7 protein-coding genes are annotated in these 12492 nt (G+C 66.2%); 4 read left to right on the top strand and 3 right to left on the bottom strand.

Annotated features, from left to right (window positions below; all coding sequences use genetic code 11):
* Window positions 1–551: 551 nt before the first annotated feature.
* The 4 genes from ASC89_RS26955 (at window position 552) to ASC89_RS26940 (ending at window position 9378) form a co-directional block, all read left to right on the top strand.
* Window positions 552–2570 carry a methyl-accepting chemotaxis protein gene (locus tag ASC89_RS26955; protein WP_056003898.1) on the top strand — a complete coding sequence of 673 codons (2019 nt, stop codon included), beginning with the start codon at window positions 552–554 and terminating at the stop codon, window positions 2568–2570.
* A gap of 129 nt (window positions 2571–2699) precedes the next feature.
* A complete protein-coding gene (locus tag ASC89_RS26950; protein WP_056003895.1) occupies window positions 2700–4748 on the top strand; it encodes a methyl-accepting chemotaxis protein in 2049 nt (682 codons plus the stop codon).
* Window positions 4749–5097: 349 nt separating this feature from the next.
* Window positions 5098–6906 carry a methyl-accepting chemotaxis protein gene (locus ASC89_RS26945; RefSeq protein ID WP_056003892.1) on the top strand — a complete coding sequence of 603 codons (1809 nt, stop codon included), beginning with the start codon at window positions 5098–5100 and terminating at the stop codon, window positions 6904–6906.
* Between the two features lie 171 nt (window positions 6907–7077).
* Entirely contained in the window at window positions 7078–9378 is a 2301-nt protein-coding gene (locus tag ASC89_RS26940; RefSeq protein WP_056003889.1) for a methyl-accepting chemotaxis protein, read from the top strand.
* Window positions 9379–9609: 231 nt separating this feature from the next.
* Here ASC89_RS26940 and ASC89_RS26935 read toward each other — a convergent pair whose 3' ends face one another.
* From ASC89_RS26935 to ASC89_RS26925, 3 genes are all read right to left on the bottom strand, one after another.
* Window positions 9610–10296 carry an aspartate/glutamate racemase family protein gene (locus tag ASC89_RS26935; RefSeq protein ID WP_056003886.1) on the bottom strand — a complete coding sequence of 229 codons (687 nt, stop codon included), beginning with the start codon at window positions 10294–10296 and terminating at the stop codon, window positions 9610–9612.
* Window positions 10297–10532: 236 nt separating this feature from the next.
* The gene (locus tag ASC89_RS26930; RefSeq protein ID WP_056003881.1) at window positions 10533–11069 is read right to left on the bottom strand and encodes an RNA pyrophosphohydrolase; all 537 of its coding nucleotides are present in this window, start codon (window positions 11067–11069) and stop codon (window positions 10533–10535) included.
* Entirely contained in the window at window positions 11069–12223 is a 1155-nt protein-coding gene (locus ASC89_RS26925; RefSeq protein ID WP_156384791.1) for a divergent polysaccharide deacetylase family protein, read from the bottom strand. The genes ASC89_RS26930 and ASC89_RS26925 overlap by 1 nt, the downstream gene beginning before the upstream one ends.
* Window positions 12224–12492 lie beyond the last annotated feature (269 nt).

The raw sequence follows: 12492 nt of genomic DNA, 5'->3' as shown, positions 1-12492 counted from the left end.
ATTGGCGTGCAACTTCAGATCCATCCCAAGCGCTCCCTGACAAAGGCAACGCCTCGTTCTACACCGAGTCCATCCCGCCAATCCGCCGGAACAACACACGAAAGCAGGGACCCACCTCACAGCCCGCGCAGGTGGATGCCGGACAGCCCCCGCCGTGGGGTCCCTGCTTTCGCAGGATGACAGCCGGTTGTGGGGTGGGGTTCGCGGGTCCACTCGACACCTCGGGATGGGCCCGGGCCTGCGCCGGGGTGGCACCGTGGGGGTGGCGGGAACGGGACTCAGGCACACCCCAGATCACGGCCACGTATCCTAAATACGCAACCGGAAGCAATTCACCATCCCTTAAGGCAAACTGCGTAATTGTCGATATCGGGAATGCAGCAAGACTAACCGCGCCGGGGCCAGGACAGCCGCGGCCAGTTGTGGAGCCGCGCCCAATTGATCCCCAGCAAAACGAGGCCGTTCACCGGAAGCAATTCCGGACGCGCTCAGTCATTGCCGCAAGTCGTCCACGACGTCGTCCACTCCAGAAGCAGAGCGAGCGCAGACCAATGAAGATCCGGACCCGCCTTTTCCTTATCGTTGCCGTGATGGGCCTGGTGGTCTCGGCGATCGGCGGCCTTGCCATGTATGTGACGGCGTCGTTCACCGAGCGCACCGAGCAGCTCGAAGCGGCATCGCAGCGGGCCTTCAACGGCGAGCACCTCAACCGCCTGGTGACGGCGGTGGTGATGGATGCGCGCGGCATCTATGCCTCGCCCAATATCGAGAAGGCGGCGCCGTTTGCCGAGGGGCTGCTGAAGTCGCTCGACAAGATCGATGCGCACCTTGCCGAGTGGCAGCCGCTGGTGCCGGCAGCCGATCGGGCGGCGTTCGACCAGGTGGTGGCGCGGACGGCAGAGTTCCGGCAGTTCCGCGCCGAGACGGCACGCCTCGCGACGATCGATCCGGCACAGGCCAATGCGCAGGGCAATAACGACGCCAACCGCGCCAACCGCAAGGCCTACCAGGCCGAGATCGATGCCGTGGTGGAGAACGACCAGGCGCAGTTCGAGGCGATCAAGGCCGAGATCGGCGGCTTCGAGGCGCTGATCCTGCCGGTGGTGGCAGGTGCGACGCTGCTCGGGCTGCTCGCCGGCGTCGGCGCGGCGCTCTATGTCGGCACGCGCTATGTGTCGAACCCATTGACCCGGGTGACCGAGACGATGGCGCGGATCGCCGAGGGCGACTTTGCGACCGAGGTGCCCTATGCGGGCGAAAAGAACGAGATCGGCCAGATGGCGGCCGCGGTGCAGGTGTTCAAGGAGAACGGCATCCGCGTCGCCGAAATGAATGAAGACGAACGCACCCGGCACGAGAAGGCGGCGGAGCGCGCCCAGATGATGCTGGCCTTCCAGAACGCCTTCGACGGGGTGGTGGCGGCGACGCTGAAGGGCGACCTGTCGCGACGCATCGACGCGCATTTCGCCGATGCCGATATCGAGCGCATCGCCAACAACTTCAACGGGCTGATGGATACGGTGGCGAGCGGGTTGAACGAAGCCGGCGACGTGCTCGAGGCGCTGGCCGAGGCCGACCTGACGCGGCGTATGAACGGCGCCTATGAGGGCGAGTTCGCGCGACTGAAGCACAACACCAACACGGTGGCCGAAAAGCTCACCGATATCGTGACGCAGCTGAAGAAGACCTCGTTCGACCTGAAGACGGCGACTGGCGAGATCCTCTCGGGCGCCAACGATCTGAGCGAGCGCACCACCAAGCAGGCGGCGACGATCGAGGAGACGTCCGCTGCGATGGAGCAGCTGGCAACCACGGTGCTGGCCAATGCGCAGCGCGCCGCCGGTGCCTCGGAAAATGCCGCAGAGGTGACGACGACGGCGGAAGCCGGCGGGGCGGTGATGCTCAACGCCAACGCGGCGATGGGGCGGATCACCGAGAGCTCGGCGAAGATCTCCAACATCATCGGGCTGATCGACGACATCGCCTTCCAGACGAACCTGCTGGCGCTCAACGCCTCGGTGGAAGCGGCGCGCGCCGGTGACGCCGGCAAGGGCTTTGCGGTGGTGGCGGTGGAAGTGCGGCGGCTGGCGCAATCGGCGGCCAGCGCTTCGGCGGAAGTGAAGGCGCTGATCGAGCAGTCGGCGAACCAGGTGCAGGGTGGCTCCAAGCTGGTGGCGGAAGCAGCGGCCAAGCTCGAGCAAATGCTGGTGGCGGTGCGCGGTAACCGCGAGCTGCTGGAAGGTATCGCGCGGGACAGCCGCGAGCAGGCTGCGGCGATCGAGGAGGTCAATACCGCGGTCCGGCAGATGGATGAGATGACCCAGCATAATGCGGCGCTGGTCGAAGAAACCAACGCGGCGATCGAGCAGACCGAGGCGCAGGCCAGCGAGCTCGACCGGATCGTTGCGGTGTTCACCGTCGACGGCCAGGCCGAGGCGGCCTCGCCCGTGGTGGAGCTGCAGCCGCAGCGCGGGATCAAGGCACTGGAACAGCGGGTGAAGGCAGCGGCGAAGACTTACCTCAGCCGTGGCAACACTGCGATCAAGGCCGACGACTGGGCAGAATTTTAGCTTCAGGTCGGGTTTTCAACTACGCATTAACCATCAGAGAGCACCCTTTGTTCACATCGGGACGCACGCCGGCCGCGTGTGTCCCTTGGGCCGCCAGAAGGCGGTGGCGTCGGCCGACGGAACTTCAGAATGAAGCACAAGGGTACTGCCGGCGCGTCGACGACGCCGGAAACCCGCGCCCAGGCGGCGTCGGGAAGTGGCGTGCGGCTCAGGACCCTGGTGTTCGGGTTGGTCGCGGCGCTGGTGCTGATCGGCGGTGTGGTGGCGGGGGCGAGCCTTTACGTCTCCACCGGCTTCAAGACATCGGGCCACAGCAGTGAGACGCTGATGAGCTCGATGCGGGCTCATATGACCGCCGACATGCTGCACGACAGCATGCGCGGGCTGGTCTACCGCAGCCTCTACGCGGTGATTTCCGGCGATATCACCATGGTCCAGGACACTTATGTCGACGTAAAGACCTATGGCGACTCGTTCCGGGCGGCGATCGCGTCACAGGCCGACCTTGACGTGCCGACCGACGTTCGCGAGGCGCTCGACAACCTCGCAGGCCCCCTCGACGCCTACATCAACGCGGCGACGGCGCTGGTGGAAAAGGCCACTGAGTTCGACGTTGCCGGCGCAACGACCGATCTTGCCGCGTTCGACCAGAGCTTCGAGGTGCTCGAAGGCGAGATGTCCCAGGTGTCCGATGCGATCGAGGCCGCCAATGTGGCGCAGCTCGGGGCGGCCCAGCAGAATGGCCAGCTTTCCGACATCGCGACCTGGGGCGGGCTGGCCCTGATCGTCGGGCTGGCGGTGGCCACGATGCTGCTGGCGCAGCGGTTCGTGGCCAAGCCCCTGGCGCGGATGACCGAAGGGTTCCGCCGGCTGTCGGAGGGCGACCTCGAGGTTGCTGTCGATGACAATAACAGGATTGCCGAGGTCAACGGCCTCGGCCGGGTGCTCGGCATCTTCCGCGAGGCGCTGCGCAGCCGCGATGTGCTGGCCGGCGAGGCGGCGGCGACTGCCCGGGTGACGGTGGCGCGCGCCGATGCGGCGGCGGCGCTCAACCAGGAGATCGGCGACGTGGTGGGGGCTGCACTGGAGGGCGATTTCAGCCGCCGGGTCGGCACCGACTTCACTGACCAGGATCTGAGGACATTGGCTGAGGGCGTCAACCAGCTGGTCGAGACGGTCGATGCCTCGATCGGCGAGACGGCACAGGTGCTCGGGGCGCTGGCGCAGGCCGACCTGACGCGGCGCATGGAAGGCAATTATGCGGGATCGCTGAAGAAGCTGATGGACGACACCAACGCGGTCGGCGACCGGCTGACCGAGGTGGTGACCAACCTCCGCTCGACCTCGCGTTCGCTCAAGGTGGCGACGGGCGAGATCCTGTCGGGCGCCAATGATCTGAGCGAGCGCACCACCAAGCAGGCAGCGACGATCGAAGAGACCTCGGCAGCGATGGAGCAACTGGCGGTAACGGTGCTCGAAAATGCCAAGCGCGCGGAATCGGCGAGCAGCAATGCGGCCGATGTGTCGCGGACGGCCGAGCAGGGCGGCGCAGTGATGCGCGAGGCCGAGGCGGCGATGGAGCGGATCACCCAGTCGTCGGCCAAGATCTCCAATATCATCGGGCTGATCGACGATATCGCCTTCCAGACCAACCTGCTGGCGCTCAACGCTTCGGTGGAAGCGGCGCGGGCCGGCGATGCGGGCAAGGGCTTCGCGGTGGTGGCGGTGGAAGTGCGGCGGCTGGCGCAGTCGGCGGCGAGCGCCTCATCGGAGGTGAAGGCGCTGATCGAGCAATCGGGCACGGAAGTCGCCGGCGGCTCGAAGCTGGTGGCGGAAGCGGCGGCAAAGCTCGGGGTGATGCTCGAGGGGGCACGCACTAACTATGAACTGCTGCAGGGGATCGCCGGCGAGAGCCGGGCGCAAGCCTCATCGATCGAGGAGGTGAACGTTGCGGTGCGGACACTCGACGAGATGACGCAGCACAATGCGGCGCTGGTTGAGCAGACCAATGCCGCGATCGAACAGACCGAGTCGCAGGCGGGCGAGCTGGACCGGATCGTCGATATCTTCACCGTCGCCGAGGCTGGCGCGGCGCCGGCCGTGCCGCGGAAAGCAGCGCGGCAGGTCTATCTGAGCCAGGGCAACGCTGCGATCAGCAGCGACTGGAACGAGTTCTAACGCGTTTCACGGAAGAGCTGGGCACCGCGTCGCCCACCCACCGGCGGTCATCCCGAGTAGGTGGTGGGTATGGTGCATCCCCACCGAAGAATGGGGCTCATGCCAACGGCCAACAGCAACTCCTGTCAGCGAAAGGGCGCCATCTGGCGCCCTTTTTCGTTGCAGCAGCGACAATGGTCGCGAAATAGGCATAACTGCCTAGATGAGCACTAACTGCTCACGGAGGCACGAAGGCGCACCCTCATGGTGTACCGCGCGTTAATACGCATGCCCGGCTTGGAGGTTCCTCAAGCGGATATGCGCTGAAATCACGCCGGATCCGCAGAAGCGGTTTTTGGGGGCAGAAGTCATGGGTCAGTCTATTTTCGACGGGTTTACCGGCTCTTCTCATTCGGATGATCGCAGCAAGGTCGCGGCGATCCTGCGCAGCCAGGCGGTGATCGAGTTCAAGCTCGACGGCACCATCATCACGGCGAACGCCAATTTTCTCGGTGCCACCGGGTATGCGCTGGAGGAGATCCAGGGCAAGCACCACCGGATGTTCGTCGATCCGGTGCAGGCGCAGGGGCCGGACTATGCCGAATTCTGGCGCTCGCTGGGGGCGGGGCAGTTCCAGTCGGGCGAGTATCGCCGCTTCGGCAAGGGTGGCCGGGAGATCTGGCTGCAGGCGAGCTACAACCCGATCCTCGATAAGGCGGGCAAGCCGATCAAGGTGATCAAGTTCGCCTCCGACATTACCGAGCAGAAGAACCGTGCCGCCGACATGGCGGGGCAGGTGGCGGCGATCAGCCGGTCGCAGGCGGTGATCGAGTTCAAGCTCGATGGCACCATCATCAGCGCCAACGAGAACTTCCTTGCGACGCTGGGTTACCGGCTCGAGGAAATCCAGGGGCGGCACCACCGGATGTTCGTCGAGCCCAGCTACGGCGCCAGCGCCGAGTATGAGCAGTTCTGGGCCCGGCTGCGTAGCGGCGAGTTCATCGCGTCGGAGTTCAAGCGCTTCGGCAAGGGCGGCAAGGAGGTGTGGATCATGGCCTCCTACAACCCGGTATTCGATGCCGCCGGCAAGCCGATGAAGGTGGTGAAGTTTGCGTCCGACATCACCGAGCGCAAGAAATCCGAGGCGATCATCGAGCTCCTCAAAACCTCGCTGGCGCGGATGGCCGATGGCGACCTGGGCGGGCGAGTGGATACCCAGTTTACCGGCCAGTACGAGGGGCTGCGGCAGGCATTCAATGCCTCGCTGGAGCGGATCACCGAGATCGTCACCTCGCTGCAGACCACATCGCGGGCGCTGAAGACGGCGACCGGCGAAATCCTGTCGGGCGCCAACGATCTCAGCGAACGGACCACCAAGCAGGCAGCGACGATCGAGGAGACCTCGGCTTCGATGGAGCAACTGGCGTCGACGGTGACCGAGAATGCCAAGCGGGCGGCCGACGCCTCGATCAAGGCGCAGGACGTCAGCAAGACGGCGACGGAAGGCGGCGCGGTGATGGAGAAGGCGACCGCGGCGATGGAGCGGATCACCACTTCGTCGGGCAAGATCTCCAACATTATCGGGATGATCGACGACATCGCCTTCCAGACCAACCTGCTGGCGCTCAACGCTTCGGTCGAAGCCGCGCGGGCCGGCGATGCCGGCAAGGGCTTTGCGGTGGTGGCGGTGGAAGTGCGGCGGCTGGCGCAATCGGCGGCGAGCGCCTCATCGGAGGTGAAGGCGCTGATCGAGCAGTCGGGCACGGAGGTCGCGGGCGGCTCGAAGCTGGTGGCCGAGGCGGCGCAGAAGCTGGTGGCCATGCTGGAGACGGCGCGCGAGAGCTCGAACCTGATCGAGGGTATCGCCACGGCGAGCCGCGAACAGGCGGGCGCCATCGAGGAGGTGAGCTCAGCGGTGCGGGTGCTCGACGAGATGACGCAGCAGAATGCCGCGCTGGTGGAACAGACCAATGCGGCGATCGAGCAGACCGAGGGGCAGGCGACCGAACTCGACAAGATCGTCGACGTGTTCTCGATCGAGGACGGCGGGGCGATGTCGATGCCAGCCGAGCCGCGCCCCGGCAGCGTCAAGGCTCTGCAGCAGAAGGTGAAGGCGGCGGCCCGCAGCTATCTCAGCGAGGGCAATGCGGCAGTGGCGAAGGACTGGGCGGAGTTCTGACGCGCCCCAGCGGCGCTGATCGTGGACCCCGGCCACTGGCCGGGGTCTCGTTTTTTGAGCCGAGGGTGTTGCCTAATATATTGGCATCGGGGCCATTGTGGTTGACCGTTCTTTAACGGCGGACTGCGCTGAATACACGAGAAAGCACTATTCGGCAGGAGCCGTCCCCGCATGCGTATTCGTTCCCTCTCTCTCAAGGTTGCGCTGCTCGGTGGCGCGGCCCTTACGGCCGTGTTCGCCATCGGCATGACGCTCCTGGTGCAGCAGGTCGGCGGCACCATGGAGGCGCAGACACGCCAGCTGCAGTCGGAAACCACCCAGGGGATCGCGGCGCAGGTCTCTACCGACCTGCTGCGCGGCGAGCGGGCGGCCGAAGGGATCGTCACGGCACTGCAGGGGCTGCACAGCGCAGGGATCAAGGATCGCGCAGTATACGACGCGACCATCCGGCAGTTCCTCGAGCGCAATCCAGGGCTGCTCGGCGCCTGGTCGGGCTGGGAGCCCAATGCACTCGACGGCAACGATGCCGCCGCGGTGAACAAGCCCGGGCACGACGCGACCGGCCGCTACATCCCGTACTGGAACCGCGGTTCGGGTTCGGTGGTGCTGGAGGCGCTGACCGGCTACGACCAGCCCGGCGCCGGCGACTATTACCTGCAGCCCAAGGCGCTGGGGCGCGCCGTCGCCATCGAGCCCTACAACTACACGGTGGCCGGCAAGGACATGCTGATCATGTCGTTCGGCGCGCCGATCATGGATGGTGCAACCTATCTCGGTACTGGCGGCGTCGACCTGTCGCTGAGCGACATCAACACCCGGATGGCCGAGCTGAAGCCGTTCGGTACCGGCAATGTCGCGGTGATTTCGGCCAAGGGCATCGTTGTCGCGCACCCCGACCCCCAGATGATCGGCAAGACGCTCGACGCAGCAGATCCGATGGGCAGTATCGTCACCGCGGCGCTGGCCGACAATATGGCCAAGGAAGCCGACAATGCCGACGTCAGGCAGACAGCGGCGCCGTTCAGCGTCGGCGGCACCGAGGACCGCTGGGTGGTGGTGACGAGCGTGCCGCTGGCGACGCTGCAGGCGGCGGTGAACGAAGGCCGCACCACGATTATCCTGCTTTCAGCAATCTGCGTGCTGGCCGCCTGTGCGATCCTGTTCGAGCTGATCCGCCAGTTGGTGGGCGTGCCGCTCGGGGCGATGGGCCGCACCGTCAAGGTGATGGCGGAAGGCGATTACTCGGTCACTGTCCAGGGCACCGATCGTGTCGACGAGGTGGGCACGCTGGCGCGGGCGGTGGAAGTGTTCCGCGAGAACGGCAAGAAGGTCGCCGAAATGACCGAAGCCGAAGCGGTGCGCATCATCCGCGACCAGGAAGCGCGGGTGAAGATGATGGCCGAACTGCAGCAGGCGTTCGGCGGCGTGGTGGACGCGGCGATCGACGGTGACTTTTCGAAGCGCGTCGCGGCGGAGTTCCCCGATGCAGAACTGAACACGCTCGCCGGCAGCGTCAACTCGCTGGTCGAGACGGTGGACCGCGGGCTGAGCGAGACCGGCGAAGTGCTGTCGGCGCTGGCACAGACCGACCTGACGCAGCGTGTGCACGGCCAGTATGGCGGCGCCTTCGCGCGGCTGAAGGACGATACCAACGCGGTGGCCGAGCGGCTGACCGAGATCGTCGGGCAGTTGAAGGGCACCTCGCGCTCGCTGAAGACGGCGACCGGCGAGATCCTCTCCGGCGCCAATGACCTCAGCGAACGCACCACCAAGCAGGCGGCGACAATCGAGGAGACCTCGGCGGCAATGGAGCAGCTGGCCTCGACCGTTACGGCCAACGCGCAGAATGCGCAGCAGGCGAGCCAGGCTTCCGGGCGGGTGACGCTGGCGGCCGAGCAGGGCGGCGGCGTGATGCAAGAAGCCAATGCGGCAATGGAGCGGATCACCAGCTCATCGGGCAAGATCTCGAACATCATCGGGATGATCGACGATATCGCCTTCCAGACTAACCTTCTGGCGCTCAACGCCTCGGTGGAAGCGGCGCGCGCCGGCGATGCCGGCAAAGGGTTTGCCGTGGTGGCCGTCGAAGTGCGGCGCCTGGCGCAATCGGCAGCCGGAGCCTCCAGCGAAGTGAAGGCGTTGATCGAGCAGTCGGGCGGCGAAGTGAAGGGTGGCTCGAAGCTGGTGGCGGAAGCGGCCGAAAAACTCGAGGCGATCCTCGTCGCGGCGCGCTCGTCGAACCAGCTGATGGAAAAGATCGCCCGCGACAGCCACGAACAGGCTTCGGCGATCGAAGAGGTCAACACCGCCGTGCGGCAGATGGACGAGATGACCCAGCACAACGCGGCGCTGGTCGAAGAAACCAACGCGGCGATCGAGCAGACCGAGGCGCAGGCGACGGAGCTCGACCGCATCGTCGAGGTGTTCCAGGTGGCGGAGCAGACGCATGGCGGGATGCGGCGGGCGGCTTAGGGCTGACTGAAGCAGACGGCCCGCTCCTTTGCCATTCGAGCGTAGCTCTCATGGTCTTCTCCCCTCAAATCGCTCCACTGGAGCGATTTGCCCTGCGGGACGGCTCGAAGTCCCCCATAAAGGGGGAGGTGCCCCGCCGGTGTGCGGGGCACGATCGAGCAACAGCCCCGACTCTTCACCTCCCCCTTTATGGGGGAGGCCGGGAGGGGGCCGTCTCTATCCGTCAGCCCTTCAAGCCAACGCCGCCGCCACCAGTGCCTTCGCGTGCAGATCCGTCGTGTCATAGGTCGGCAGCGGGCTGACGCTGTCGTCGATCAGCATGCAGATTTCGGTGCAGCCGAGGATCACTGCTTCGGCGCCGCGGGCCTGCAAGCGGGTGATGGCGTCGACATAGGTGCGGCGGGACTCCTCGCGGACGATGCCGAGGCAGAGTTCCTCGTAGATGATGCCGTTGAGGTTGGTGATGCCGATATCGGGTACCAGCACCTCGAGGCCGCGCTGCTCCAGCCCCTCGATGTAGAAGCGCTTCTCCATGGTGAAGCGGGTGCCGAGCAGCCCGACCTTGCCGATACCGTCGGCGATGAGGGCATCGGCGGTGGGCGCCGCGATATGGACGAAGGGTACGTTGAGCGCCGCGATGATCTGCGGGGCGCAGATATGCATGGTGTTGGTGGCAAGCCCGATGACCCCGGCCCCCTGGGCTTCGAGCGAGCGGGCAATGCCGGCGAGGATTTCACCGGCGCCGTCCCAGTTGCCGGCGCGCTGCATCGCCTCGATCGGGGCGAAGTCGACCGAATGGACGATGACCGGCGCCGAGTGCAGGCCACCCAGCCGGGCCGCCGTCTCGCGGTTCAGGATGGCGTAGTAGTGAGCGGTGGATTCCCAGCTCATGCCGCCGATGAGGCCGATGGTTTTCATGGGCAACAGATGGCGTGGTTTTTCGAGCCTTGCAAGCCGGTCCCGAATAGCGCCTCTACTGGCTCCGCACACCCCTCCCCAACCCTCCCCGTCAAGGGGAGGGTGCCGGCCGGTGGTTGCGGCACTTACGTGGTCCCGAACTCGATGGGCACCTCCCCCTTGACGGGGGAGGTTGGGAGGGGGTGTGCAGCGCGCGGAGGCGGCGACGTATTCCCGGAGCTTTCAGGCCACCTTGCCTACCCCCGCACGCCCGCGGGCACATGCTTGAATGCCTCGACGATCTTCAAATACGCCTCGCGCTTGAATGGCACGATGAGGTCCGGCAGGGCTTCGAGCTTTTCCCAGCGCCACTTGTCGAACTCGGCGGGGTGGCCGTTGTCGGGGCTGGCAACGTCGATGTCGCTGTCTTTGCCGGTGAAGCGGAAGGCGAACCAGCGCTGCCGCTGCCCGCGATACTTACCCTTGAGCGCGATGCCGAGCGCTTCGTCGGGCAGGTCGTAGTAGATCCATTCCGGCGCCTCGGCGATCAGCTCGGCGGTCTTGATCGAGGTTTCCTCGAACAGCTCGCGCCAGGCCGCTTCGATCGGGGTCTCGCCCTTGTCGATGCCACCCTGCGGCATCTGCCAGGGAGCGTTGACCTCGGTGCGATCGGCGGAGCCATCGGCCATGCGGCGACCGATGAACACCAGTCCCTCGGCGTTGAACACGGCGGTACCGACGCAATCGCGGTAGGGCATCTCTTCACGCTTTGGCCTGTCAGAGGGCTTGGGCATCAGCTCGGTTCTCCCGCCATCAGGGCACTGGCCGGCACGATCTCGATCCCGCGCTCGCCGAGGTCCCTGGCCCACTCGGTAACCGCTTCGACCGAGACCGGCAAGGCGGAGATGATGCCGATGGCGTAACCCTTGTCGCGGGCCTGCTGTTCGAGGTCGGAGAGGGCAGCGAGGATCGGGGCGCGCGCCGGATTGGCATCGATCATGGTGTTGACCCGGCCGAAGGGGACGCGGTTGGCGCGGGCCAGCTGCGGGGCGAGCGAGCGGTTGGATGAGCCATCATCGAGATAACCGAGCCCACGCGCTCCGAGCTCCTCCATCATCGGGCCGAAATCGGCGCCCGAGGCGGTGAAGCGAGCACCCATATTGTTGATCAGCCCGACATAGCCGGGGAAGCTGCTCATCACCTTGAACAGCTTCGAAAGATTGTCGCGCGGCGCCTGGCCGGTGAGCAGGGTATCCGGCCCCGGGTCGTTTTCGGGGTAGTCGAACGGCTCGAGCGGCACCTCGAGGAACAGCTCATGGCCCTCGGCGCGGGCGGCTCCGACGGTGCGCTCGAGGGTCTTGCCATAGGGGGCGAAGGCGAGGGTCACTTCTTCGGGCAGCTTGCTGATGGCGTCGAGCGTGCCTTCGGTGTTGAGGCCGAGGCCGGAGACGACGATGGCGATCAAAGGCTTGCCGCCCGAGGTGGCGGGCGTGTCGGACGGACGCGAATAGACATCGAAGGGGCGGATGCCGGTGCCCGAAATGCGCGGGATGGCGCCGAACTCGGTTTCCTCGAGCATTTCGGGGTCAAGCGCCGCGGGATCGATCAGCGCGGTATCGGCCGGCGCCGGCACCGCCTCGGCGGGCGCCACCGGGTACATCTCGGGGTCGGCGGTGATAGTTACTTCGCCCGGCGGCATGGCGACGGCGCCGGCGACGCTGTTGGCGGGGTTGCTGCCGGCGATATCGACGGTGGCGCTGGGGCGTCCGCCCTCAGGGTCATCGACCAGCATGATGCGGGCAGTGACGCCGACGGCGATCAGCGCGACAAGGCCAAGGGCGATGCGGGTAACCGGGATGTGGCGGCGCGGCAGAGCGCTGCCGGCGGACGCGTCGGCCTTGGCTTGCCTCGCCTTGCGGCGAACGAGGGGCGCGCTGAGGTCGGTCATCGGTCTGGCCTTCATCCCATGCTGCGAACGGCGGCGCGGCCAAGCCTGGCTACGCCCCGGCGGGAATCGAACGGGGCGGCGAATCGCCACCCCGCATCAGGCTCATTGTGTGACCGGCAAAGGGTAAGGAAGCGTTAACCCTGTTTGCTCCCCTCCCCCACGGGGCGCTACGCGTCCCCTAGGAGGGGAGGGGCTGGGGGTGGGGGTCCATCGGTGATCACAGAACCACGCCCTCCCTCAATCCCTCCCCTCATGGGGGAGGGAGGCCG

It is taken from the genome of Devosia sp. Root413D1, from assembly GCF_001425235.1.
In the GTDB taxonomy this organism is placed as follows: domain Bacteria; phylum Pseudomonadota; class Alphaproteobacteria; order Rhizobiales; family Devosiaceae; genus Devosia_A.
The sequence above is the reverse complement of the archived record's forward strand: the minus strand, read 5'-3'. Positions and strand labels throughout refer to the sequence as shown.

Coding starts and splice junctions, on each gene's coding strand:
- ASC89_RS26955 (WP_056003898.1), top strand. CDS start 552: ATGAAGATCCGGACCCGCCTTTTCCTTATCGTTGCCGTGATGGGCCTG.
- ASC89_RS26950 (WP_056003895.1), top strand. CDS start 2,700: ATGAAGCACAAGGGTACTGCCGGCGCGTCGACGACGCCGGAAACCCGC.
- ASC89_RS26945 (WP_056003892.1), top strand. CDS start 5,098: ATGGGTCAGTCTATTTTCGACGGGTTTACCGGCTCTTCTCATTCGGAT.
- ASC89_RS26940 (WP_056003889.1), top strand. CDS start 7,078: ATGCGTATTCGTTCCCTCTCTCTCAAGGTTGCGCTGCTCGGTGGCGCG.
- ASC89_RS26935 (WP_056003886.1), bottom strand. CDS start 10,296: ATGAAAACCATCGGCCTCATCGGCGGCATGAGCTGGGAATCCACCGCT.
- ASC89_RS26930 (WP_056003881.1), bottom strand. CDS start 11,069: ATGCCCAAGCCCTCTGACAGGCCAAAGCGTGAAGAGATGCCCTACCGC.
- ASC89_RS26925 (WP_156384791.1), bottom strand. CDS start 12,223: ATGACCGACCTCAGCGCGCCCCTCGTTCGCCGCAAGGCGAGGCAAGCC.